At 30.2% G+C, this 25,650-nt stretch carries 25 protein-coding genes; 11 read left to right on the top strand and 14 right to left on the bottom strand.

Annotation, left to right across the window (positions count from 1 at the left end):
* Positions 1-25 precede the first annotated feature (25 nt).
* The 4 genes from BMY86_RS09210 (at position 26) to BMY86_RS09195 (ending at position 5,323) form a co-directional block, all read left to right on the top strand.
* A complete protein-coding gene (locus BMY86_RS09210) occupies positions 26-3,793 on the top strand; it encodes a TraB/GumN family protein (protein ID WP_143065634.1) in 3,768 nt (1,255 codons plus the stop codon).
* A 3-nt stretch (positions 3,794-3,796) separates the two neighbouring features.
* A complete protein-coding gene (locus BMY86_RS09205; protein ID WP_091468030.1) occupies positions 3,797-4,465 on the top strand; it encodes a queuosine precursor transporter in 669 nt (222 codons plus the stop codon).
* Positions 4,458-5,015, top strand: coding sequence for a DNA-3-methyladenine glycosylase I (locus BMY86_RS09200; protein WP_091468026.1), 558 nt, complete (start codon positions 4,458-4,460; stop codon positions 5,013-5,015). Before BMY86_RS09205 ends, BMY86_RS09200 begins: the two co-directional genes overlap by 8 nt.
* 92 nt (positions 5,016-5,107) lie before the next feature.
* Complete coding sequence (locus BMY86_RS09195; protein WP_091468023.1) at positions 5,108-5,323, top strand: VF530 family protein; 216 nt, start codon at positions 5,108-5,110, stop codon at positions 5,321-5,323.
* A 69-nt stretch (positions 5,324-5,392) separates the two neighbouring features.
* Here the strand turns inward: BMY86_RS09195 and aat are convergent, their stop codons facing one another.
* From aat to BMY86_RS09180, 3 genes are all read right to left on the bottom strand, one after another.
* A complete protein-coding gene (aat, locus tag BMY86_RS09190; RefSeq protein WP_091468020.1) occupies positions 5,393-6,028 on the bottom strand; it encodes a leucyl/phenylalanyl-tRNA--protein transferase in 636 nt (211 codons plus the stop codon).
* A 99-nt stretch (positions 6,029-6,127) separates the two neighbouring features.
* Positions 6,128-6,508, bottom strand: a complete 381-nt coding sequence (locus tag BMY86_RS09185) for a DUF3127 domain-containing protein (protein WP_091468017.1) — start codon at positions 6,506-6,508, stop codon at positions 6,128-6,130.
* A gap of 13 nt (positions 6,509-6,521) precedes the next feature.
* A complete protein-coding gene (locus BMY86_RS09180; RefSeq protein WP_091468013.1) occupies positions 6,522-7,397 on the bottom strand; it encodes a flavin reductase family protein in 876 nt (291 codons plus the stop codon).
* 271 nt (positions 7,398-7,668) lie between these two features.
* Between BMY86_RS09180 and BMY86_RS09175 the strand changes: the two genes are divergently transcribed.
* A complete protein-coding gene (locus BMY86_RS09175) occupies positions 7,669-8,817 on the top strand; it encodes a sensor histidine kinase (RefSeq protein ID WP_091468011.1) in 1,149 nt (382 codons plus the stop codon).
* Here the strand turns inward: BMY86_RS09175 and BMY86_RS09170 are convergent.
* The 3 genes from BMY86_RS09170 to greA all read right to left on the bottom strand — a co-directional run bounded on the left by BMY86_RS09170 (position 8,814) and on the right by greA (position 10,753).
* Positions 8,814-9,713 (bottom strand): hypothetical protein, encoded by a 900-nt coding sequence (locus tag BMY86_RS09170; RefSeq protein ID WP_091468008.1) that lies wholly within the window; start codon positions 9,711-9,713, stop codon positions 8,814-8,816. The genes BMY86_RS09175 and BMY86_RS09170 overlap by 4 nt on opposite strands.
* Before the next feature lie 52 nt (positions 9,714-9,765).
* Entirely contained in the window at positions 9,766-10,155 is a 390-nt protein-coding gene (locus tag BMY86_RS09165) for an HIT family protein (RefSeq protein ID WP_091468005.1), read from the bottom strand.
* A 121-nt stretch (positions 10,156-10,276) separates the two neighbouring features.
* Positions 10,277-10,753 carry a transcription elongation factor GreA gene (gene greA, locus BMY86_RS09160; protein ID WP_091468001.1) on the bottom strand — a complete coding sequence of 159 codons (477 nt, stop codon included), beginning with the start codon at positions 10,751-10,753 and terminating at the stop codon, positions 10,277-10,279.
* A gap of 147 nt (positions 10,754-10,900) precedes the next feature.
* On the opposite strand from greA, the gene BMY86_RS09155 reads away from it, so the two are divergent.
* Complete coding sequence (locus BMY86_RS09155; RefSeq protein ID WP_091467998.1) at positions 10,901-11,329, top strand: Rieske (2Fe-2S) protein; 429 nt, start codon at positions 10,901-10,903, stop codon at positions 11,327-11,329.
* 70 nt (positions 11,330-11,399) lie between these two features.
* Here the strand turns inward: BMY86_RS09155 and BMY86_RS09150 are convergent, their stop codons facing one another.
* The 6 genes from BMY86_RS09150 to BMY86_RS09125 all read right to left on the bottom strand — a co-directional run bounded on the left by BMY86_RS09150 (position 11,400) and on the right by BMY86_RS09125 (position 17,817).
* The gene (locus tag BMY86_RS09150) at positions 11,400-13,583 is read right to left on the bottom strand and encodes a TonB-dependent receptor (RefSeq protein ID WP_091467994.1); all 2,184 of its coding nucleotides are present in this window, start codon (positions 13,581-13,583) and stop codon (positions 11,400-11,402) included.
* A 220-nt stretch (positions 13,584-13,803) separates the two neighbouring features.
* Positions 13,804-14,205, bottom strand: coding sequence for an alternative ribosome rescue aminoacyl-tRNA hydrolase ArfB (arfB, locus tag BMY86_RS09145; RefSeq protein ID WP_091467989.1), 402 nt, complete (start codon positions 14,203-14,205; stop codon positions 13,804-13,806).
* Positions 14,205-15,758: a DUF4301 family protein gene (locus BMY86_RS09140; protein ID WP_091467986.1), complete on the bottom strand. Its 1,554-nt coding sequence runs from the start codon at positions 15,756-15,758 to the stop codon at positions 14,205-14,207. Before BMY86_RS09140 ends, arfB begins: the two co-directional genes overlap by 1 nt.
* A complete protein-coding gene (pnuC, locus tag BMY86_RS09135; protein WP_091468147.1) occupies positions 15,734-16,339 on the bottom strand; it encodes a nicotinamide riboside transporter PnuC in 606 nt (201 codons plus the stop codon). Before pnuC ends, BMY86_RS09140 begins: the two co-directional genes overlap by 25 nt.
* 1 nt (position 16,340) lies before the next feature.
* Positions 16,341-17,057: a phosphoglycerol geranylgeranyltransferase gene (locus BMY86_RS09130; RefSeq protein WP_091467983.1), complete on the bottom strand. Its 717-nt coding sequence runs from the start codon at positions 17,055-17,057 to the stop codon at positions 16,341-16,343.
* 97 nt (positions 17,058-17,154) lie between these two features.
* Positions 17,155-17,817 (bottom strand): 4'-phosphopantetheinyl transferase family protein, encoded by a 663-nt coding sequence (locus tag BMY86_RS09125; RefSeq protein ID WP_091467980.1) that lies wholly within the window; start codon positions 17,815-17,817, stop codon positions 17,155-17,157.
* A gap of 146 nt (positions 17,818-17,963) precedes the next feature.
* On the opposite strand from BMY86_RS09125, the gene ahcY reads away from it, so the two are divergent.
* The 3 genes from ahcY (at position 17,964) to BMY86_RS09110 (ending at position 21,235) form a co-directional block, all read left to right on the top strand.
* On the top strand, positions 17,964-19,280 hold the full coding sequence (gene ahcY / locus BMY86_RS09120) for an adenosylhomocysteinase (protein WP_091467978.1): 1,317 nt from the start codon (positions 17,964-17,966) through the stop codon (positions 19,278-19,280).
* Between the two features lie 103 nt (positions 19,281-19,383).
* A complete protein-coding gene (locus BMY86_RS09115; RefSeq protein WP_091467975.1) occupies positions 19,384-19,932 on the top strand; it encodes a lipoprotein in 549 nt (182 codons plus the stop codon).
* A 208-nt stretch (positions 19,933-20,140) separates the two neighbouring features.
* Positions 20,141-21,235 carry a DUF4407 domain-containing protein gene (locus tag BMY86_RS09110; protein ID WP_091467973.1) on the top strand — a complete coding sequence of 365 codons (1,095 nt, stop codon included), beginning with the start codon at positions 20,141-20,143 and terminating at the stop codon, positions 21,233-21,235.
* A gap of 69 nt (positions 21,236-21,304) precedes the next feature.
* Here BMY86_RS09110 and rpmA read toward each other — a convergent pair whose 3' ends face one another.
* Both rpmA and rplU read right to left on the bottom strand, forming a co-directional pair.
* A complete protein-coding gene (rpmA, locus tag BMY86_RS09105) occupies positions 21,305-21,565 on the bottom strand; it encodes a 50S ribosomal protein L27 (protein WP_091467970.1) in 261 nt (86 codons plus the stop codon).
* A gap of 18 nt (positions 21,566-21,583) precedes the next feature.
* A complete protein-coding gene (gene rplU, locus BMY86_RS09100) occupies positions 21,584-22,036 on the bottom strand; it encodes a 50S ribosomal protein L21 (protein WP_091467967.1) in 453 nt (150 codons plus the stop codon).
* Positions 22,037-22,215: 179 nt separating this feature from the next.
* Between rplU and BMY86_RS09095 the strand changes: the two genes are divergently transcribed.
* Both BMY86_RS09095 and BMY86_RS09090 read left to right on the top strand, forming a co-directional pair.
* Positions 22,216-23,541 (top strand): M16 family metallopeptidase, encoded by a 1,326-nt coding sequence (locus BMY86_RS09095; RefSeq protein WP_091467964.1) that lies wholly within the window; start codon positions 22,216-22,218, stop codon positions 23,539-23,541.
* Positions 23,542-23,549: 8 nt separating this feature from the next.
* The gene (locus tag BMY86_RS09090) at positions 23,550-25,610 is read left to right on the top strand and encodes a M16 family metallopeptidase (protein WP_091467961.1); all 2,061 of its coding nucleotides are present in this window, start codon (positions 23,550-23,552) and stop codon (positions 25,608-25,610) included.
* Positions 25,611-25,650: the final 40 nt, after the last annotated feature.

The raw sequence follows: 25,650 nt of genomic DNA, 5'->3' as shown, positions 1-25,650 counted from the left end.
GAAATTTAACCTAATGTAAATTACTTTGAAAAAGATTTTTATTTTATTGGCATTTTTGTCAATTTCTACTTTCGCACAAGAAAAAAAATACCAAAGTTTGTTTTGGGAAATCTCTGGAAACGGCTTAACAAAAAAATCCTATATGTATGGAACGATGCACGTAAGTGACAAAGTTTCATATCATTTATCCGATTCTTTTTTTGAAAAATTATTAGCTGCAGATTTTGTGGCAAATGAAAGTGAGCCTAATACTTGGAGCGAAATGTACGATTTATTCGGTTTTTACAGAACGGTTAAATCTTATGGTTCGTTTTACTCTAATTTTTACACTTCTCCAATTGAGAAAGATTATTTGTATTATCTTTTTAGAGGTTCAAATTATAATTTAATTGGTTTATTGTCGAGAACGAATGAATACCGTCAAGAATATCAAGAAGAAACCTATTTAGACATGTTCATTTATCGAACAGGAAAAAAATACGGTAAAAAGACATTAGGTTTAGAAGATGTTAAAAAAACGACTTGGAATATCGAAAAAGCACAAGCAGAAATGGATCGTGATGAAGTAGATGATAACAAGCAAACACTTTTAAAATTATTAAAGAAACGTTCGTATGCTGAGGTTTTAAGAGACGCATATCGTGAGAAAGATTTAGATTTAATTGATACCTTAAACATGCTTTCTTCTCCGAAAATCTACAATAAAGCCATGTTATTTGATCGTAACGAAATTATGGCTAAAAGCATGGATTCAATCATGAAAACGGGTAGTTTGTTTGCAGCTGTTGGTGCTGCTCACTTGCCAGGTAACAAAGGAATGATTGAGATCTTAAGACGCAAAGGGTATACGGTAACTCCAATTCTTTCGGAATATACAGAAAAAGGAAAAAAACTTAAAAAACAAATTGAAGATTACTTTGTAAAACCAACTTTTGAAATCAACACGACTTCAGATGAAATGGTTTCATTGCCTTTATTTCCATTAGTGTTAAAAAATGGTGAAAATTTAGAATCTCCAGATTTAGGAAATGGTGGATACATCAATGTAAAAAGATTGTTGTTAAAAGATTTCATCAGTAAAAAAGATGAAAAATTCAATCATAAAACTTTAGATAGTTTGTTCTTCGAAAATATTCCTGGTGATATTTTAGAAAAGAAATCATACCAAGAAAAGAATTATTTTGTGTACGATATCAAAAGTAAAACGAAAACGGGTAAAAACGAAAGATACAGATATTACATAACACCACTTGAAATTATTGCTGTAATTATGAGTGGAGAAGGAGAATATGTAAACAAATTTGGTGATGAGGTTTACAATAACATTAAAATAAAATCATATAAACAAGATTTTGTTGATGTTGTTCCAAATAAAAAAGGTTTTAAAGTAAAAGTGCCTGCTTATTATGCTTTTGTTGGAAATAAAAACGATAATAAGAAGTTAGAAGATACAGAAATTTATGCTTTTGATGAAAAAGAAAATGCACATTATTTCTTAATTGAAAGTACGTTAATGGATATTTCAAACTTGGAAGATTCGGAATTTGAATTGAAAAGAATGCATTATGAATTCTATAACGAACACGAATTAGATTCTACGAACACACATTTCGATTCGAAAAAATTTGAATTCATTTCTCAATCTAAATTAAAAGAGAAAAATATTTATTTAAAATCAGTATTAAAAGGAAACAAATATTACCTTTTAGGAACCATAAACGCTTCTAAAAATAAAGTAGATGAATATTTCAATTCGTTTGAAATTACTAAGCCAAAAGAAGAAATTGTTTACAAAGTATTTAAAGATACAGCAAGTCATTTTTCTGTAGAAATTCCAAAACAACAAAACGAATATTTAGATTTCAAATTTGAAAGAAAAGATCGATATAAAGATGACAGTAAAACCAATCATTTTGAGTCGAAATATAAAAACTATGAGTTCTTTTCGCCAAATAAAAATATGGTTGAAATTACGTATTCAGAGCCACATCGCTATGAAAGTTATAAAAGTGTAGATTCGTTATTCAATAAAGTTAAGAAAAACATTAGCGAAGATTTTGAATCGAGACAACGTTATAATGATTATAACGATTATGATTATGCTACAGTGGCTGTTGATACTGCTGCAGCAGTTGCTTATGATGCTAGTTCAGATGTTACTTTAGTAGAAAATGAAAGTAAAAAAGAAGAAAAATTTAATCCGTTAGATTATAAATCTTCAACTTGGGATAAGTCGTTATCATTAATTTCTAATCAAAAATTAGAATTAACGAATGAAAAATTCATTAAAGATGTAGCAAACGATTATTATGTGTATGAAGTTATGGCAACTAAGCCAAAATCGACTCAAGCCATAAAATATAAAATCGTACTGAAAAAAGGAGAATATTATTCTATTAATACTTTAGTGGATAAAAATTATAAAAACGATAACGAGTTTATTGAAAAAGTTTTCACTTCATTTAAAGTAGATGATAATGTAACTTCAAAAAGTTTATTTGAAAATAAATTCAAATATTTTGAGGAAGATTTAAATAGCGAACACGATAGTATTAGATATTCAGCGATTAAATCTTTCGATCAATTAACGGTTGAAGATGCTGATTTTAATAATTTAAAAGATTTGATTGAGAATTTCGATTTCCGTAATGATGAAATGGAATTTTTAAGCAATTTATATGAGAAAATTGGTACGATAAAATCGCCTGCAACAATTGCGTTTTTAGAACAATCGTATAAAAAACAAGACGTTTCTACTTTAGTACAGTTTTCTATTTTAAAAGCATTAGCGTATCAAAAAAATAAAGAAGCGTATAAAAAAATTGGTGAATTATTAGAGTATGATTTACCTATTTCTGAAAAATATGTGATAAACAATTTATTCCACATGTTTACTGAAGATGTAGAGCATTCTCAAGTGCTGTATCCAAATATTTTAGAGTATTACAGTATCAAAGAATATCATGAACCAATTGTAAAGTTTACACAAATCTTATTAAATTCAGGAAAAGTTCAGCCTAAAAAATTAAAATCGTACAAAAAAATGTTGCTAACCAATGCAAAATTAGAGTACAAACGATTATTAAGCTGGAAAACAAATAAAGATGCTGAAGAAGAAGATGAATACGGATATAATGATGAAGAAGCACCTGTTGAAGAATTAAACAGTTATTTGTCAATTTTATATCCATTTAAAAAGGAAAAAGATATTGAGCAATTATACATCAAAGCTGAAAAATTAAATTTAGACGAATTGAATGTAGCTATTGCGAATAGAGAATTGGCTCGAAATAAAAAGTTAGACAAAAAAAGTATTGAAAAATTAGTAAGCAATGATAAAACGAAATATACTGCGTTTCAAATGTTGTATCATAACAAACAAAACGACGAATTGAATAAATTTTCGAAAGATTCAATTGTATTGGCAGCCATTCGTTTTTATGAAGATTATAAAGCAGAAAATGATTCAATTGTAATTGTAAAAGAACATGTAGAAACATTTAAGGATAAAAAAATAGCATACTATTTCTATAAGAATATTAACATTGAAGAAGATTCGTATGGTAAAAATTCGGAAACGTTATCTGCTATTGCTTTTGTTTATGATGAAAATGATAAATTGAATTTAAAAGCATTCAAAAAATTAGGAAGAGAAAGAATTTTAGAAGACAAAGAAATTGATCATAAAATTAAAAATATGATTGATGAATCGTTGAATGATAACCATTTACGAGTGACGTTCTCAAAAGTCAATTCGGAAGATTATTACGACGATGAATATTACGAAGAGTAATCTATGTTAAAAACAAAAAAGGAAATTGTATATGTCATCCTAGCTGGAATATTTATCACCAATGCAGTTGTTGCTGAACTCATTGGTGGTAAACTTATTTATGTAGGCGATACTTTAATGAGTGTTGGAATTTTACCTTGGCCTGTAGTTTTTATCGTAACCGATTTAATAAATGAATATTTTGGAAAAAAAGGCGTGCAACGGTTGAGTTTTATAACCGCTGGATTAATTGCTTATGCCTTTTTTCTTCTTTATATCGGAATGTCTATTCCGGCCGCAACAGGAAAAAATTTCATTACCGATACACAATTCAATGCCGTATTCGGTCAAAGTATGTGGATTATTGTAGGAAGTATTACTGCGTTTTTAGTTTCACAATTAATTGATGTTACTTTTTTTAATTTCTTCAAAAATAAAACGGGAAATAAAATGATTTGGTTGCGAAGTACGGGCTCTACAGTTATTTCGCAATTTTTCGACAGTTTTATCGTACTAGGAATTGCTTTTTGGATGACGGGTAAAATGAATACAGAACAATATATTAGTTCTGGATTAACAGGTTATACCGTAAAATTGTTAATTGCCATTGCGTTAACACCTTTAATTTATTTAGGACATTATATCATTGGGAAGTATATACACAATAACGAAAAACCTTTAGACAATGAATAAGCAACGTTGTGCTTGGTGCGAAAAAGATGATTTGTATCGTAATTATCATGATAATGAATGGGGAAAACCCGTTTATGATGATGCAACAATTTTTGAGTTTTTAATTTTAGAAACCTTTCAAGCGGGTTTAAGCTGGTATACTGTTTTAGCGAAAAGAGAAAATTTCCGAAAAGCATTTGATAAATTTGATGTGAAGAAAGTGGCCAACTATTCGGATACAAAACTTCAAATTTTATGTGAAGATGCAGGAATAATTAGAAACAAATTAAAAATTAAAGCGGCTGTTTCAAATGCGCAAGCTTTTATTAAAGTTCAAGAAGAATTCGGAACATTTTCTAAATATATTTGGGATTTTGTAGGAGGAAAACCGATTGATAATCATCCAAAATCATTAAAAGACGTACAAGCAACCACGGAAATTTCTGATAAATTAAGCAAAGATTTGAAAAAGAGAGGTTTTAAATTTGTTGGTTCAACTGTTGTGTATGCACACATGCAAGCTACCGGAATGATAAACGACCATGTAGAGGATTGTTGGACAAGAAAGTAGTTTCAGTTTTTAGTGTTCAGTCGAAGTCGCAGTTTTAAATCTTAATTCGTAAATCCCAAATCCCAAATCGTAACTCGTAAATCCCAAATCAAATGGATCCACTTCACGGAAAAACATTACAATACATACTTGAAAAATTAGTCGGCTATTTTGGGTTTGATACCTTAGCAGAATTGATTCCGATTAATTGTTTTAAAAGTAATCCTTCTATAAAATCAAGTTTAACATTTTTGCGCAAAACTGAATGGGCGCGAAAAAAAGTAGAAGAATTGTATGTGAAATATCAAGATAGAATAGAAGAAAATTAACTATTCAGTTAGATTTTTATGCTAAACTTAGCAAATCGCTGTGTTTCTATGTGAATCTATGCGTTACAACTAACTCTTCAAAATCATTAAAAAATCGTCGCGATCAATTTCTACACAACCTAAACTGGCTAAATGATCGTTATAAACTTGACAATCTAATATTTTGTAGTTAGCCATTTCTAATTGTTTTGCTAAATGAATAAAAGCAACTTTACTGGCATTAGAAACTTTGGAAAACATACTTTCTCCACAAAAAACATCACCTAAATCGATACCGTATAAGCCGCCAACCAATTCATCGTTTTTCCAAACTTCTACACTTTTTGCATAACCCAATTCATGTAATTTTACGTAGGCTTTTACAATGTCTTTAGTAATCCAAGTGCCATCTTGTTCTTTTCTAACTGCTTGTTGACAATTGGTAATTACTTCTTCAAACGCAGTATTGAAAGTTACTTTAAATTCTTGACGATTAATGATGTTTCGCATGCTTTTCGTGATGCGTAAATCGTCAAAAAACAAGACCATTCTTTCTTCCGGGCACCACCATAAAATGGGCTCATCTTCATTATACCAAGGAAAAATACCGTTACTGTAGGCTAATAGAAGTCGCTCAGGAGACAAATCGCCACCAACAGCAATAATGCCTTCAGAAGAAGTTTCTTCAATAGGAGGAAAGTATAAATCTTTGGTAAGGAAATGCATTTGGAATTCAGAAATTAGAATTTAGAATTCAGTTAAATTAAAAAGCCAGAAATTAAGTAAATGCTTAACTTCTGACTTCTATATTCTGACTTCTAACTTTTAAAATGGTAAATCGTCGTGTTCTTCTTCGTTAAAGTTTGTTGCAGGAGCAAAGGCGTCTGCAGCAGGCATTGGAGGCATTTCAGGTGCGCTAGCTGGAGCTGCAGCAACTAATCTTTCAATTCTCCAACCTGTAATAGTGTTGAAATGTTTTACTTCACCTTGTGGAGATGTCCATTCTCTACCTCTTAAATTGATAGAAACTTTTACTTGTTCTCCAACTTGAAATGAATTTAAATCGTCAACTTTTGCTTGTTGAAATTCAATAGAAATATGTTGAGGATACTGCTCTTCAGTAGTAACTACTAATTCTCTTTTTTTGAATGATGCACTAACTTCTTGTGTAGGGTTAATGACTTTGATTTTTCCAATAACTTCCATAATCTAAAATAATTTATTTTTCTGCTAATAATAATTTCCAAGCATTAATTACCTGATTATTATCTAAATATTCTTTTGCTTTTGAGAATTTTGTGTCTAAATCGTCTGAACTTAAAACAGCTTTCACTTCAAAATTTTCGTTTACAAATATAGTAATTTCTTCTTCAGTTGGAATATTTTCTATGTTTCCTAATTTACCTAAATCGTTACCATTAAAATAACCACTTTCTTTGATAAAAGTCGGAATGTTATCTACTCCAATTCCTAAAGTAGTTAATGGTTTTTCTACTTCAAATAATCCTGCATTAGCACGACTATACCAGTTGCCACCTAAACGAGAAACTAAATCGATTTTATGTTGGTCAATCATTTGGTTTTCGTCTAAAATGCTTTCACTGATATGAATTTTAACTACTTCGCAAATTACTAAATTTCCTGCGCCACCTTGATCACCTAAAGCAATTATGTCGTTAATTTTGCATTCAAATTGAACCGGACTTTCAGCAACTCTAAATGGTTTTACAATATCAGAAGATAACATCGTAAATCCAGCTTTTTCAAACTCATTAACCCCATCTGGATATTCTGTACTTGATAAACTAGCTTGCTGAACGATGTCGTAATTTACAATATTAATTACTACTTCTCTTGTGCTATCCGCATTAATTAAGGTGTGTTTAATAGTATTGTCTCGAACTCTTCTCGCTGGAGAAAAAATTAAAATAGGTGGGTTACTACTAAAAACATTGAAAAAACTAAATGGCGATAAATTCGGATTTCCATTTTCGTCGATTGTACTTGCAAATGCGATTGGTCTTGGTGCAACTGCACTTTGTAAATAGCCTTGTAATTTTGCTGGTGCAATTTCTTTTGGATTAATGCTTAACATGAAATAAATTTTTACAAATATAAAGCAAATCCAATTATTGATTATTACTTTTTGGGAATCTTGTTACTTTTTTGCCACGAATTTTCGAATTTATTTTCTTGAAAAATTAAGTTCTAATTTTTAATTCGAATTATTAATCGACCAAGTCGATATCAATTTTATGTGATTTTTTAATTCGTGAATTCGTGGCTCATTTAAAAAAATCAAAAAAACTATTCACTATTCTCTAATCACTATTCACTTTTTATTATTTTTACTTAAAATACGTTACATGCAATTCTCTGAAAAAAGAAATCTTACGCGTTGGGTCATTATTGTTTCCTCGTTTTTAATTGCTACTTTCATTTTATGGAATACCTATTTACTTTTTCAAATTTTTAAAGAAGAAGAACGTAGTAAAGTAGAACTTTGGGCAAAAGCATTAAAAAATATTAGAAATTCAGATATTGATGCAGACATTTCTTTACCTACTTTTATCATTGAAAACAATAAAAATATTCCGCTAATTCTTACCGATAAAAAAGGTGTCATTTTAAGTAATTTGAATTTAGGTACGATAGAAAATGATTCCCTAAAAGTCAAAGCGTTTTTAAATACGATTAAAAATCAAAACAATCCTATAAAAGTTCAATTTGCACCAAACGATTATAATTTGGTTTATTATGGTGATTCGCCAATGTTAAATAAACTAAAATATTATCCAATTGCATTATTATTAGTAGCGTTCTTATTTGGCGGTGTGGTATATAATTTTTATCGTGCAACCAAAATGGCAACCCAAAACAAACTTTGGGCGGGTATGGCGAAAGAAACGGCGCATCAAATTGGTACACCTTTGTCGTCTTTAATTGGTTGGTTGGAGTTGTTAAAATTGGAAAATATTGATGAAACTACCATTACAGAAATTGAAAAAGACATCAATCGCTTACAAACTATTACCGATCGTTTTTCTAAAATTGGAAGTGAGCCCATTCTGGAAAAAATGAATATTGTAGAGCAAACAAAAGCATCTTTTGAATATTTACAATCGAGAGTTTCTAAACAAGTTTTATTTGAGTTTAGAGCGCCCGAAAAACCAATTTATGCTTTAATTAATCCGACCTTACACAGTTGGACAATTGAAAATTTAGTAAAAAATGCCATCGATGCGATGAAAGGAAAAGGGAAACTATCTATTGAAATTGTTGAAGGCGATAATAATGTATACATCACTATTGTTGATACAGGAGTTGGTATTCCTAAAAATAAATTTAAAACGGTTTTTGAGCCCGGTTATACTTCTAAAAAAAGAGGTTGGGGATTAGGGTTGTCGCTTACGAAAAGAATTGTACAAGAATATCATAAAGGTAAAATTCGAGTGGTGCATTCCGAATTAGGAAAAGGAACAACCATGCAAATGAGTTTTAGAAAAGAAAATTAATTTTCTTTTTCAATGTAGGGTTTCAATTTTTTGGTTTTAATTAATTTGAAATTTTTACCATCCCAAGAGTAATATTCGATCGATTTTTTTACTAAAAAACTATAACTTTCCAAACTATCGTCTGTATTTTCAGCTTCTGTTATGTTTTTAATAATTGTATTAGGTTGTCCACCTTTTTCTTTTGGAAAAATGAATTCTTCGTTGTGATAATAAGCTCCTGCATCGCCAACATCCATTTTTTCAGGAAGTGCTAGAAATTCTTTTCCATTCCAGCCAAAATAATTATGATAAGTTGGAATACCGCAGGCTTCACCACTAAAAGAAATTCGATAAATGTCTTTTAAGTCTTTTAATCCCCAACTATTAATTGCTGAATTTTGAAAAAACAGACTTTCTGCAAGTTGATTTGAAAATGATTTTTCGCCAATAATTTGATTGTCGGAATTTATTGCTTTAATTGAAATTTTATAAAATTCTGTATCAAATTCGCCATATTCATTTTTTACTTTTTTGGTGTATTTAGAATCAATTGTCGTTAAAAAAGTAGTGTTTCCTCTTGTAGTGTATCCTAATGCGATAAAACCTTTCCAAAGAAAACCAGTCATAATTGAATTGTTTTTTTGATATTCAATTTCAACCCAAGATAAACTTAAACCTTTAATGTTGAGGTATTCTTCAGTGTTTTTAATGATTTTGATTTTAGTGCCAATTTGCAAAGAATCTTTTAAAGAGCTGTTAGTAGATGCTTCTTCTCTAATATAACAATTTTTGGCTCCAATAATGGCATCAATTCCATTTTCGTTAACATGATTGTAGAACCAAATATAGTTTTCAGAAGGAACTTCTTGTGAAAATATACAGTTTGTAAATAATAAAAAGAGGATGAGTTTTTTCATATTTAAAACAAAAAAAATCCACAAACTGTATTAAAATTTGTGGATGTAAGTTTTATAAATTTTCAGCAATTTGACTGGCTAATGTTGTAAATTCTTCTGGAGTTAAAGCTGTTTTTCGTTGAAAACGCATATCGTCCATATCGTGTAGAGGAATTAGATGAACGTGTACGTGTGGTACTTCTAAACCTACAACTGCAACACCAATTCTTTTACAAGGAACTGTTTTTTCTAAAGCAATGGCTACTTTTCTAGAAAAAGCCATTAACCCCAAATATAGTTCTTCTTCCATGTCGAAAATTTTATTGATTTCCTGCTTCGGTACACATAAAGTATGTCCTTTAGCATTCGGATTAACATCCAAAAAAGCAATAAAATCTTCCGTTTCTGTTATTTTATAACACGGAATTTCACCGTTGATGATTTTTGTGAAAATAGAACTCATAGTATTAATTTTCAATTTGTCAATTAGCCAATTTTCAATGATTTACTTTGTGAAAATAAACTAATTTTCTGATTACTTTTTAAATTGGCACATAGACATATTGCCTAATCGGCAAATTGTCTTAGTCACGTGTAATTTCTAAAATTTCGAAATTTAATTTTCCGTTTGGAACACTAATTTCAGCAATTTCACCTACTTTTTTACCTAATAACCCTTTTCCAATTGGAGAAGTTACCGATATTTTTCCTGTTTTTAAATCAGCTTCACTTTCTGCAACCAAAGTATATTTTAGTTCCATTCCGTTCGTTTGATTTTTTATTTTTACTGTTGAAAGTACTAAAGCTTTAGATAAATCTAAAGTAGATTCGTCAATGATTCTAGCGTTAGAAACTAATTCTTCCATTTTTGCTATTTTCATTTCTAATAATCCTTGCGCTTCTTTTGCAGCATCATATTCTGCATTTTCAGATAAATCTCCTTTATCTCTTGCTTCAGCGATGGCTTGTGATGCTTTTGGGCGTTCTATAGATTTTAGTTGTTCTAACTCGTCTTTTAATTTTTTTAATCCTTCAACTGTGTAATAAGATACTGCGCTCATAACTTCATTAATTTATAAAATAGAAAAAATCCCACAACGATGGGATTCTTTTTACAAAGATATAATTTATTTAAATAATTTTCGTTTACTAAATTAGTTTGTCAAATATAAATAAATTAAATTTGATATCTATAATAAAATACAAAAATGAAAAGATTTTTTAGCATAATTGTTTTACTATTGTTTTGTTTGTCTTGTGAAAAGGATCATAATACCATTAACAATAATCCCTATATTCCAAACTATTCTTTTGAAATCAATTTAAATATGAATTTTCCTCAATATTCGAGTTTGCAATACCCATCAAATGCAGTTTATGTAAATGCAGCGGGAGTTGGAGTAAGAGGAATTATTGTTTTTAATACAGGAAGCGGTTATGTAGCTTATGATGCGGCTTGTCCTAATCAACCACTTTCTGATTGTTCTACTATGTCAATTAGTAGTATCAATGCAATTTGTTCTTGTGATGATGCGCAGTATAGCTTATTTACAGGTTTGGCTTCAGGAAAAGAATATCCAATGAAAATGTATCGCGTACAAATTATTGATGCAACTACTATAAAGGTTTATAACTAAATTAAAAGATAAAAACAAAAAAGGTTAGTCATTACAACTAACCTTTTTTTAACTTCAAAATTTAAACTAACTAAAATTTCAAATTCATTCCAGCTAAGAAATTGATTCCAGCTTGTGGATAAAATCCTGCGCCTTCAATAGTTGTTGTTCCTGGACCGCTCCAAGTATCGTCATATGTATAGAAATACCCATTTGATTCGTAAGTTCTATCAAAAATATTATTCACTAATCCAGAAAATACAATAGATTTAATTCCTTTATTGATTTTCCATTCGTACGAAATGTTTAAATCGGATGTGGTATAATCTGGTAAAACTGATTTTTCAGCATCAATATTTCCCATAAATTGTTCGCCCACAAATTTTGTTAAGAATGTAATTTGTAACGCATTTATTGGTGTGAAAGTTATGGCGTTTCCTGCTACTAAATTTGGAGAATACGCAATATTTGTATTGCCTAAATTTTGTAACATTCCATCTCTTTGAAAATAGAAGTCTTCGTTTTTATTAGTGCTAATTGTAATATTCGGAGCAACAGTTAACCATTTATAAGGTTTAATTGCCGATTCAATTTCAATTCCAGCGCGGTAACTTTTTCCACTGTTTGCAAAAATCGGACTTCCAACATCATTTAACGCTCCTGTAGCAACTAATTGATTTTTATATTTCATGTAGAACGCATTAATGTTTACAAAAGCTTTAGTATTTCTGAATTTATAACCTAATTCGAAATCATGTAAACGCTCCGATTTGATACTTCCATTTTCATAATCATCTCTACGTGGTTCTTTGTTTGCGATTCCGAAATAACCATAAACAGAACTAGAATTATTTAAAGTATACGTAATACCAGCTTTCGGATTAAAGAAACGGAACGTGTCGTTTACATCATCAAACTTTGTACTATTCGCTTGGTAGAAAACCATACGGTATTGTAAATCGGCAAATACATTAAATTTTCCTACTTGTTGTGAAGCTTTCGAATAGAAATTTACATCATTTTTATTTCCGAAATTATCATAATATTTATTGGCTGTTGGCACGTAATATTGTGTCCAAACTACTTCTCCAAAATGTTTACCTTGGTATTTGTTAGCAGCTCCACCAATGATGAAATCTGTTTTTTCATTTTTATAGTTTAAAGAGAAAGTTGTTCCGAAGAAATCATTATCTAACCAACGTTTTCTAACTAAATCGGTTGTAGTAATTGAACCAAAATCTGCTAAATTATAATCCGCGAAAGCTTCATCTTCTTTGTATTGTTTGAAATATCCTTTCCCTAATGTATAGTGTAACGCAACATTCGATTGCCATTTTGAATTTAATTTCTGATTCCAATGCAATTGAAAATGATTTTGCCAGTAATTATCGGTTTCATCATCGTAAAATTGCATGTCGCCATTTGCATCAAAATACATTCCGGCTGGATTGAAAGTTCTGTCGTTTCTTAATTTATCTTCATCTTCAATGCCATACCAAGCTTGATACGTTTTTTCTTTTCCGCCGAAAGCAATTGCTTTGATGATGGTGTTTTTAGTGATGTAATTCGCATCGAAATAATAGCCAAATAAATTTGAAGAGGCTCTATCGATAAATCCATCTGATTCGATTTTTGAAACGCGAGCATTCATTTCGAAATTGTTGTGTAAACCTGTTCCGAAGGCTAATGTGTGTTTTCTTGTATTGAAACTACCAATAGAATTCGATAATTCGGCATAACCATTTTGTTGAGAAGCTTTAGTTTGTAAATTTAAACTCGCTCCAAAAGCACCAGCACCACTTGTTGAAGTTCCAACACCACGTTGTAATTGGATGCTTTCTAAAGAAGAAGCGAAATCAGGTAAGTTTACAAAATACGTACCCTGACTTTCACTATCGTTAAATGGAATTCCGTTCAAGGTTACGTTAATACGAGAACCATCTGATCCACGAACACGCATATAGGTATAACCAACTCCGGCTCCTGCATCAGTTGTAGTTACTACTGAAGGTAAATAATTTAAAAGAATCGGAATGTCTTGACCTAAATTTCGAGGTGCAATTTGTGTTTTGCTAACATTAGTAAAGGTAATTGGATTTTTGTCTTTAGCTCGAACTCCGTAAATCAAAACTTCTTCAATCGATTTTACAGAATCTTTGGGTTGTTCTTGGGCAAATAAGACACAAGTAAAAAGTAAAAAGTAAAAAGTAGTTTTGATTTTAAACACTTTTGTCTTTGATTCTTGGCTCTTTGCTCTTTTGATAATTGTATTCATCATTCGTAAATGCTACGAATAAAAGGGGTAATTACTCTGGTTAAATAATTAATGTTTGTGAGATTCCATCATTCCGTTTAGAATGATTTTTTAAGTGGTTTCTCTGATTTCCTTGGCAGCATTACCCGCCCAGGTTCTATGGGTATAATCTCAGCCTGTAAAAACAAGCACCCCTTTGAGACAGTGCAAAGATAGAACTCTTTAAATTAAAAATCCAATTTTAAAAGTCTAATTTTTTTCTATTCGCTTTAATTTCACCTGCTTTTTTCTTTTCTTGAATGCGTTTTTCGTTCGCTCCTTTTGAGATTTTGGTGGCTTTACGCTCTTTTGGTTTGGCTAATGCTTTTTCTAAGATTTCGAAAAATCGTTTGATGATAATTCGTTTATTTTTGAGTTGACTTCGATCTTCATCACACGTTAAAATCAATAAATTATCTTGAGAGATTTTTGTTTTTAATTTCGTTTGAAGTAATACTTTTTCTTCTTCATTTAAGCCAAAAGAAGTTGCGACATCAAAAATTAAAACCATTTTGGAAGAAACTTTATTAACGTTTTGACCGCCTGCACCACTACTTCTAACGGCTTTGAAGTTTAATTCAGATGCAATTATTTCTGTGTTCATTATAAGGCAGAATTATTGTCTAAACTGTTGGGTTGGTGTGCTGGTTTTAATAAATCGTTGACTTTTTTTACAGGATTAAATGTTTCAATTGGAACTTCCACAAAAATAGTTGTCCATTTAGCCATGGCACCATTCCATAAGCCTGGTAATTCAAAAGCTTTAATTGGTTTGCCGTATTTAGTTTTTTCCGTAATAAATGCGGCCTTGTCGTCTACGAATTTGGTTAAATCGAACTTGTTGCCTTCAAAATCTTTTACGCTACAAACGATATCTACTGGGTTAAAATGAGTAGAATTTTTAAAAATAGTACGTTGGTTTTCGTTGGTTAAATCAATTTGAGAAGATTCAACAATTTGTAAAGTATATCTTCCTTTTTCATCTTGAATCCAAAATGGACCGCCGCCTGGTTCACCTTCGTTTTTAACCATTCCACAAACTCGAATAGGACGATTTAATATTTTAATTAAATATTCTTTTTGATATTCGGGTTGAAACATTTGAAATTCTTCAGGTAAAGGAAATGACATCTTAGTTTCAACAAAATTGACAATTTCTTTAATGTCAGTTTGATTGAAATCTTCTTTAATTAATTTTTTTAAGAAGTTTTCAACTTGTCTTTTGGTATACAATAAAATTCCGCCAATTAGTTTTTTATTATTTAAAATTAATTCTCTATTGATTTGCGAAACGTTATCAATATTTTTAATGAAAATAACTTCAGATTGTAATTGGTTTAAGTTTTCAATTAAAGCGCCATGTCCGCCTGGTCTGAAAAACAGTTCGTTATTTTCAATTCTAAATGGAGTGTTGTCTGCGTTTACAGAAATGGTATCCGTAGTTTGATCTTGATATGAAAAACTAATTTCTAAATTCTCGTATTTATTAGTAATGGCTAAAAAATCTTTTTCAAATTCCTTAGTAACTGTAAAATGAATTTTCGATTTTTGATTTGGTTTTTTGTAAAACTCTGTTTCAAAAACATGTTCGTCAATTGGCGTCAGAATTTCATTATTTTCAATATGAAAAGGTAAAATTCCTTTTGGTTTATTAGCATAATTTAAACCTTCTTCGGTTAATAATGCTTTTATTATGGCATAAACTTTTTGGTCAGAATTATAGGTTGGATAGTCTTTAAATAAAGCTTTCGTTTTTTCTTTTAATTCGTTGTAAAATGGAAAACTCCTTAAACCAACAATAAATAATGATAAGTCTTTATCCTTTTTTAAATTAATGTACGAATTTATCGTGTCAGTTTCTGGATTAAATTGCGTTAAAAATTCATTCAACGACTTAAACATACGCGTTGCAGCACCACTAGCGGGAACAAATTTCTCAATAGAATATTTATGTTTATGCTTGTCAAAATACGTACAAAATTCTTCTACTTCTTTTTCAGAAAATTTAAAAATCCCATCATTAATAGTAGCCGTTTTGTATAAGTTAATTTTCGGAATGCCATTTTTAAAATAATGTAATTGTTGCATTATTTTAGCTAAAGAATTTCCTCTTTTAACTATTTGTTGTAAATCTATTTCGCTAAATATTTTTTCCATTCTATGTATGCTGAGATGGCTAAAATAGTAAAAATTATGTATTGAAAAGCAATAATGTAAAGTTGTCTATCGAAAAAAATGTAAACTACTAAAGCGTCTCCAATAATCCAAAGTGTCCAGTTTTCCAATTTCTTTTTAGCCATATACCACATTGCTGTGAAAAATAAGGAAGTGGTAAAAATATCTAAATAGTTGTTAAACTGTATTTTATAGTCGAAGAATTTGTAGATTAGAACACAAACAAATGCTGTAATAATAAACAATATAAATCCGATAATTTTCTCCATTAAGTTGGTTCTAGTTATTGAAAGAGGTTCAGAATTTTCGCCTTTTTTCCAAACATACCAGCCGTAAAAACTCATAATGGTGTAATAAATATTTATGCTCATATCAGCATAATATTTTGCGTAATACATGATGTAAACAGATAATATAGTGGCAATTAGCCCAGTTGGATACACTAAAATGTTTTCTTTTTTTGCAAAATACACGCTTAAAATCCCGAAAATAAAAACGATAATTTCTATGCTAATTTGCCAATTAGGTATGTTTTTATATTGATTGATTATCGTTTCAAACATGTTAATTAGAAAAAAAGTTAACATCATTTTCAAAAGCAGTACCAATGACTACAATATCAGCGCCAACTCTAAAAATCTCTTCAATTTTTGATAAACTTTTTATGCCGCCTCCCACAATTAATGGGATTGAAATGTTTTTAGAAACATATTGAACCATTTCTAAAGAAACATGATTTTTGGCGCCACTTCCAGCCTCTAAGTAAATTAGTTTTTTACCTAAATATTCTCCTGCTTTTGCTGTTTTATAGGCTAAATCGATATTGGTATTTTCAATAGGTTGGGTTTGACTTACACGTTGAACAGCTGTTTCATTTCCACCATCAATTAAAATATAACCTGTAGAAATAATTTCTAAATCTGAATTCGTTAAAATATCAACAGAATTAATATGGTGTTCTATTAAATAATCTGGATTTCTACCAGAAAGTAAACTTAGGAACAAAATGCCATTTGCTTCGTTTGAAATTTGAGAAGGATGTCCAGGAAAAATTAAAATGGGTAAAGAACAGTATTTTTTAATTTCAATAATTAAACTATCAATACAAACTTGCTCAACTATACTACCGCCAATAAAAATATGTGTTGCTGGAGATTGATTGATTTTTTGAGATAAACTTTCAATTTCAGTAATATTAGTTTTATCAGGATCAATTAAAATGGCTAACAATTTAGAATTGTTTTTTTTTGCAGCTACTATATTTTGGTAAATGTTGTTCATTGTTTTGCGAAAGTAAGGATTATGGCGCAAAGATTCATAAATTGATTTCGTAAAGATCTACTTAATTTTTGTTTTTGTATAGCTCTGTTGTTTTTTGTTACTCTGTGTTACAGCTTAATACACAAACAAAAATATAATCGTCAACAAATTCAAAATGAAATTGAAAATTTTGAGTTGTTTCATTAAAATTCAAATAGGTTGTTCCTTTTTTATCCATTAATTGAAATGGCGCTTCACTTATGTGGTTTGGAAAGCTGATTCCTTTTTCATTTTTAAGTTTAAAAACACTTTCTTTTACTCCCCAAATTACTGTTGCTTTAGCTATTTTATCTTCCTCAGATAGATTTTCAAGATGACAAATATCCATAAATCTTGGGGCGATTTTTAACGTTTTTTCTTTACGTTTTTCTAAATCGATTCCAATATTTTGATTGCTGATACAGATACACGAGAATTCGTGTGAATGTGAAATTGAAATTTGTTTAGAACTATATTCTGATTTTTTTTGAATATCCTTTATTAAATGAGGTTTTCCAAATGTATCATATACTAAATTAAAATCAGTATAACCTATATGTTGAAGCAGCATTCTAACGGCTAAAAATCCTCTTTTGTGTTCTTCAGAATTCATATTTTCCAAACGAGAAAGGGAATTTTCATTCAGTTGAATGTTTTCATAAAGCCATTCTGTATCTTCAGAAATTTTCCAAAAATAGGCGGTGGTAGTCGAATTAATTTTTATTTCTTTATAGAATGGCATAAATATTTAATCAGAATTTTTTTAGTCTGTTGTGTATCAGTAAATTAAGTTTTTCCTATTTTGTAAATTTCTTAAAAAAATTTAGAATAATAAAACTTATGTTGTACCTTTGCCACTCGAAATTAAAATTAAATTTATAAATTATAATGAGTACAAAAACAATTCCTTACGTACCATACAAAGTTAAAGATATTTCTTTAGCAGAATGGGGAAGAAAAGAAATTACTTTAGCAGAAGCTGAAATGCCAGGTTTAATGGCTATTCGTGAAGAATACGGTGCAAGTCAACCTTTAAAAGGTGCTCGTATTGCTGGATGTTTACACATGACTATTCAAACAGCTGTATTAATTGAAACTTTAGTTGCTTTAGGTGCAGATGTTACTTGGTCTTCATGTAATATTTTCTCAACTCAAGATCATGCTGCTGCTGCAATTGCTGCTGCTGGAATTCCAGTTTATGCTTGGAAAGGTATGAACGAAGAGGAATTTGATTGGTGTATCGAACAAACTTTATTCTTTGGTGAAGAAAGACAACCATTAAACATGATTTTAGATGATGGTGGTGATTTAACAAACATGGTTTTTGATAGATATACTGAATTAGTTGAAGGAATTAAAGGTTTATCAGAAGAAACTACAACTGGAGTTCACCGTTTATACGAAAGAATGAAAGCTGGAACTTTATATATGCCAGCTATCAACGTAAACGATTCAGTTACTAAATCTAAATTTGATAACAAATATGGTTGTAAAGAGTCTGCTGTTGATGCAGTTCGTCGTGCAACGGATGTAATGTTAGCAGGAAAAAGAGTAGTAGTTTGTGGATATGGTGATGTTGGTAAAGGTACTGCTGCTTCTTTCCGTGGAGCAGGTTCTATTGTAACGGTTACTGAAATTGATCCAATTTGTGCTTTACAAGCAGCTATGGACGGTTATGAGGTTAAAAAATTAGATACTGTTGTTGCTAATGCTGATATCGTTATCACAACTACAGGAAACAAAGATATTGTTGTAGGTCGTCATTTCGAAGCTATGAAAGATAAAGCAATCGTTTGTAATATCGGTCACTTTGATAACGAAATTGATATGGCTTGGTTAAACAAAAACTTTGGTGCTTCTAAAGTTGAAGTTAAACCTCAAGTTGATATCTATACTGTAAACGGTAAAGAAGTTATCATTTTAGCTGAAGGTCGTTTAGTAAACTTAGGTTGTGCAACTGGACACCCAAGTTTTGTAATGAGTAACTCATTCTCAAACCAAACTTTAGCTCAAATTGAATTATGGACTAATTCGTCAGCTTATAAAAATGAAGTTTATATGTTACCAAAACATTTAGATGAAAAAGTAGCTGATTTACACTTAAGAAAATTAGGTGTTGAATTAGAAGTATTAAACGATGAGCAAGCTGCATATATCGGAGTGGAAGTTAAAGGTCCATTCAAACCAGAATACTATAGATACTAATATTTAGTGAATAGTTAAAAGTGATTAGTAAATAGTCATTTTTAAAAATATAAAGTCCCCTTTCGAAAGATTGGGGATTTTTTTATATTTACAGAAAAAAATTATGAGGAAAATATTTACAGCTATTGTTTTTTTGTTGATTTTAGCTTCGTGTAGCATTTCTGGTTTAACAAATGATTATTCTAAACTTAAAGAAGTTGATAGAGCCAAAATCGTAACTTTAGAAAGTTTTGAAAATTTAGAAGTGGATAAAATTTATAAAATTTCTGGAAAACAATTAAGGACTGAATTAGAAAAACACGAAAAATCGTTAGTGTATGTTTTTAAAAATGGGTGTACATCTGATTTGTGTAGGCCAATGTTTGTCTATGAAAATTATGCTCGGAAAAATGGATATGAGCTTTTTTTGGTTATGGAAGGCTTTGGAAATTTAAATGCCACTTTAGATCAAAGAACTAGTTTTACAAGTCAATTGTATGCGATAAATTCAGATTTATACGATTCTAAATATAGAAGTGTTTATTCTAGATTGTTTGAGAACGATTTATTAAAAAAAGATAAAAAATATAAGCCGAAAGTGTATTTGGGTAATTTATTTTTCTTTGAAGGTAATCGATTGGATAAAATTACTATGGACTTGCCAAAATATTAATACTATTATTAAATTTTAGAATCCTCAATCGAAAGATTGGGGATTTTTTTTGTTTCAAAATCTTGTAAATGAAAAGTTTAACTAAAAACTTGTAACAAAAAATCATTTTTGGCAACAAATTTGTAATCATCATCATCAATCAATTAACTAACCATAAATATATGCTTCCCGATTTTTTGGGACATCTTATGGTTTAAAACGAATCGTTATGCTTAAATCATTTTTTATTCTTTGTTCGGGAGCAGACAAAGATATTGTTGCCACTTGCTCCAATGGTGAACAAAACAAATATGCTGGTATTGGTGCTACTGTATTCTTTACGGCTGTAATGGCATTTGTAGCTTGTTCTTACGCTTTATATACTGTTTTTGATAGTGTGTATATGGCTACTTTTTTTGGTTTAATTTGGGGATTGTTAATTTTTAACTTAGATCGATTTATCGTTTCAACTATCAAAAAGCGTGATAGTTTTATGGACGAATTTATTCAAGCTTCTCCTCGAATTGTGTTAGCTATGATTATTGCTATTGTAATTTCAAAGCCACTAGAAATTAAAATCTTCAAAAAGGAAATTGACACGGTTTTATTAAAAGAGAAAAATGAAATGGCAATTGCGAATAAAAAGCAAGTTTCCGATTATTTTAAAACCGACGTTGATAAAAATCAAGCCTCAATTGATAGTTTGAAAAGTCAGGTTAATGCCAAAGAAAAAGAAGTAGCGGCTTTGTATCAATCTTATATTACTGAAGCAGAAGGAACAACCGGAACCAAGAAAATGGGCAAAGGTCCTATTTATAAGGAAAAACGTGAAGCACATGATGCAGCGTTGAAACAATTGGATTCCTTAAAAGTAACTAATTCGAAAATTATTGCAGAAAAAGAAACTAAAGGGAAATCGCTACAGGCTGATTTAGATAAAAAAGTAACCGATTCGCAGCCTATAATTGATAGTTTCGATGGGTTAATGGCAAGAATCAATGCGTTAAATAAATTACCCTTTTTACCTTCTTTATTTATTATGTTGTTGTTTTTAGCGATTGAAACTTCTCCAATTATTGCAAAACTGTTGTCAAGTAAAAGTGAATATGATTTTAAGCAAGAAGATGCGGAAATCAGTTATAAAACCTTAATAGAACAAAATAGTTACCAGCGTGAATTGCAAAAGAAAACAGATGCGTCTATTTATGATGAGGTGTACGCTGATATAAAATCGGATAAAGAATTGTTTAATCTGAAGAAGAAAAATGCGACTGAAATCATGAAGATACAATCTGAAAATTATTTAGCGAAATTCAAATCTTAAAATAGAAACATATAAAAACAAAAAACCCCGAAATAGTATTTCGGGGTTTTGTATTTGATAATCTTTAGATTATGCTTCGAATGGAAGGATAGAAACCCAAGATTTGTTATCACCTTTTTTCTGGAATTTTACAATTCCATCAACTTTAGCATGTAAAGTGTGATCTTTACCCATGTAAACGTTTTCACCTGGGTTGTGTTTAGAACCTCTTTGTCTAACAATGATGTTTCCAGCAATAGCAGCTTGACCACCATAAATCTTAACGCCTAAACGTTTCGATTCTGATTCTCTACCATTTTTCGAACTACCGACACCTTTTTTATGAGCCATGACGTTATATTTTAAATGTTATTCTTCAGTTTTTGGTTTTTTCGCTCTAGTAGCTTTTGGCTTTACTTCTTCAGTAGCCGTTTCTACTTCAACATCTGCTTTTTTAGTTGCTTTAGGAGCAGCTTCTTTTTTAGGAGCAGCAGCTTTCTTAGTAGCACCACTAGCAACGATGTTCTCGATGATAATTTGCGTTAACGATTGTCTGTGACCGTTTTTCTTTTTGTAACCTTTTCTTCTTTTTTTCTTGAAAACGATTACTTTGTCACCTTTAAGGTGTTGTAATACTTTAGCTTCAACTGAAGCTCCTTCTATAGCTGGGGCGCCTAAAGTTACTGAACCTCCATTGTCGATAAGTAATACTTTGTCAAAAGAAACTTTTGCGTCAACATCACTTCCTAAACGGTGAACATAAACTTTTTGGTCTTTGCTTACTTTAAATTGTTGCCCTGCTATCTCTACGATTGCGTACATAACAATATGTTTTAGTTATTATTTTTGAGTTTGCAAATATACAAATTTTTATTAAACAAACAACTTAACTATCTCTTTTTTAAAAATGTTTGTGCTTTAAAAATAAAGTTACTTATTTTTGTAACAAATCAATGATTGTGTTGACTAATAACAATCAGTTATTACTATAAAATTTTATTATGAAAAAAACTTTAATGGCTTTAGGAGCAATGGCAATGTTAGGAAGCACTGCGCAAGCGCAAAAAGTGGCATTTGAAGAATTTGATTTAGACAATGGTTTACACGTTGTTTTACATCAAGATAATTCAGCGCCAGTTATTATTACTTCTGTGATGTATCATGTTGGTGCAAAAGATGAACAACCAAACCGTACTGGTTTTGCACACTTTTTTGAACATTTATTATTTGAAGGAACAAAAAATATTGAAAGAGGTGAGTGGTTTAAAATTGTAACAGCTAATGGTGGTAACAATAACGCTAATACTTCTGATGATAGAACGTATTATTATGAAGTTTTTCCTTCTAATAATTTAGAATTAGCTATTTGGATGGAATCTGAACGATTAATGCATCCAGTAATCAACCAAATTGGAGTAGATACTCAAAATGAAGTTGTAAAAGAAGAAAAGCGTTTAAGAAAAGATAATCAACCTTATGGAAATATCTTTAAGGCAATTAAACAAAATTTATTTAAAAATCACCCATACCGTTGGGAACCAATTGGTGAAATGGAACATTTAGATGCTGCAACTTTAGAAGAATTTCAAGCATTTAATAAAAAATTCTATGTGCCAAATAACGCCGTATTAGTTGTGGCTGGTCAATTTGAAACCGCTCAAGCTAAAGAATGGATTAAAAAATATTTTGGAGCTATTCCAAAAGGAGCGCCAGTTCAAAGACAAAAATTTGAAGAAGCTCCAATTACTACTACAATTAATGCTACTTGGGAAGATCCAAACGTTCAAATTCCAATGACATTAGCTGCCTACAGAACTCCATCAATGAAAACTAAAGATGCACGTGTATTAGACATGATTTCTACTTACTTATCAGATGGTAAAAGTTCTAAGTTATACAAAAAAATGGTTGACGATAAAAAAGTAGCGCTTCAAGTTGGTGCGTTTAATAATTCTCAAGAAGATTATGGTCAATATATTATTTACAGTTTACCTTTAGGTGATGTGTCTTCTGAAAACTTATTAAAAGAAATTGACGAAGAAATCGTAAACATCCAAAATAATTTAATCTCTGAAAATGATTTCCAAAAACTTCAAAATAAATTTGAAAACAATTATGTGAATTCAAATGCATCTGTTGAAGGTATTGCGGAAAATTTAGCTTCTTACTACTTATTATATGGTGATATCAATTTAGTAAACACTGAAATTGAAATTTACCGTTCTATTACAAGAGAAGATATTAGAGAAGTTGCAAAAAAATATTTAAATCCGAACCAACGTTTAGTTTTAAAATATGGACCTGCAAAAGAAAAAACAGCTAAATAATATTTAAGATGAAAAAGTTTATATATATCGCAGCCAGTTTATTACTTACAATAAATATGCAAGCACAAGATAGAAAAATGCCTAAACAAGGGCCTGCACCAAAGATTAACATCAATAAGCCTGAAACTTTTACTTTAGAAAATGGATTAAAAGTTATGGTTGTTGAAAATCATAAATTACCTAGAGTTTCTTATAACTTAACTTTAGATAACGCTCCTTATGCAGAAGGAAATAAAAAAGGAGTTTCTGATTTAGTAAGTGCGATGATCGGAAATGCAACGGAGTCTATTTCTAAAGATAAATTCAATGAAGAAATAGATTTCTTAGGAGCTAATTTTAATTTTTACGAATCAGGGGCATCTGCTAGTGGATTATCAAGATATTCTTCTAGAATTTTAGAATTATTAGCGGATGGTGCTTTAAATCCATTATTTACTCAAGCTGATTTTGACGCAGAAAGAACTAAAATTATTGAAGGTTTAAAATCAGATGAGAAAAGTGCTTCTGCTATTGCTCAACGTGTACAAAATGTTTTAACTTTTGGAAAAGAGCACTATAATGGTGAGTTTACTTCTGAAGAAACATTAAAAAATGTAACATTACAAGATGTTATCAATCACTATAATACTTACTTTGTTCCAGCTAATGCTTACTTAGTAATTATTGGTGATGTTAAAGTAAAAGATGTTAAAAAGAAAGTTGAACAATTATTTGGAGCTGATGTTTGGAAAGCAGCTACAGCACCAAATTTAACCTACAACGATCCTAAAGATTTACAATATTCTCAAATTAATTTTGTTGATGTTCCAAATGCAGTTCAATCTGAAATTGCTACGATTAACTTATCAAAATTAAAAATGAATGATAAAGATTATTTCGCTGCTATTTTAGCTAACCAAATTCTTGGTGGTGGTGGTGAAGGTCGTTTATTCTTAAACTTAAGAGAAAAACACGGTTGGACATATGGTTCTTATTCTAGTTTAGGATCTGGAAAATACATTTCAAAATTTGCATCTACAGCTTCGGTTAGAAATGCTGTTACTGATAGTGCAGTAGTTGAAATTTTCAATGAATTGAAAAAAATTAGAACTGATTTAGTTTCTGAAGAAGATTTAAAAAATGCAAAAGCTAAATACATCGGAAACTTTGTTATGCAAATTGAAAAACCTGCAACTATCGCTCGTTATGCCTTAAACATTAAAACGTTAGGTTTACCTGAAGATTTCTATGAAAACTATGTGAAAAATATCAATGCTGTTACACCAGAAGATATTAGAAATGCAGCTAATAAATATTTCTTAGCAAATAACACTAGAGTTGTAATAGTTGGTAAAGCGGCTGATGTTTTGCCAGGATTAGAGGCTATGAGCGCTAGAGAAAAAATGCCTATTTTCTATTTCGATAAATACGGAAATAAAGCTGAAAAGCCTGCGGTTAAAAAAGAAATTCCGGCGGGTGTTACTGCTCAATCAGTAGTTAAAAAACATATTGATGCAATTGGTGGTGAAAAAGCTTTAAAAGCAGTAAAAACTATTTTTGTTACTTCAAAAGCTACTATTCAAGGTCAAACTTTAAATATGGTTACTAAAATTTCAAACAAAGGATTGTCTTTTTCTGATTTGAATATGCAAGGAATGTCGCTTTCAAAACAAGTAATCGGTGATAAATCAGGTTACCAATCTCAACAAGGGAAGAAAAAAGATTATACTGCAGAAGAATTAGTAAAAGAGAAAAAAGAAGCAGTTCCATTTTATGAGTTAAGTTTATTAACTGATAAATCAATTGTATTAACAGGTATTGAAGCTTTAAATGGTCAAGATGCTTATGTAATTCAAGCAGGTACAACTAAATATTTCTTCGATGTAAAATCTGGTTTAAAAGTAGGGTCAGAAAACGAAGTGGGTGAAGGTGCTCAAAAACGTAAAATGATGACAACTTATGCTGATTATATCGATGTTAAAGGAGTGAAAGTTCCTTACAAAACTACTTTGGATGTAGGAATGCCTTTAGAATTTATTACTCAAGAAGTAAAAATTAACGAAGGTGTTACAGATAAAGATTTCGAATAAATTTTATTTTAATACTGAAAAAAAAGGATTGCGAAAGCAA

The sequence above is a fragment of the Flavobacterium urocaniciphilum genome (assembly GCF_900110615.1).
GTDB lineage: Bacteria > Bacteroidota > Bacteroidia > Flavobacteriales > Flavobacteriaceae > Flavobacterium > Flavobacterium urocaniciphilum.
The sequence above is the reverse complement of the archived record's forward strand: the minus strand, read 5'-3'. Positions and strand labels throughout refer to the sequence as shown.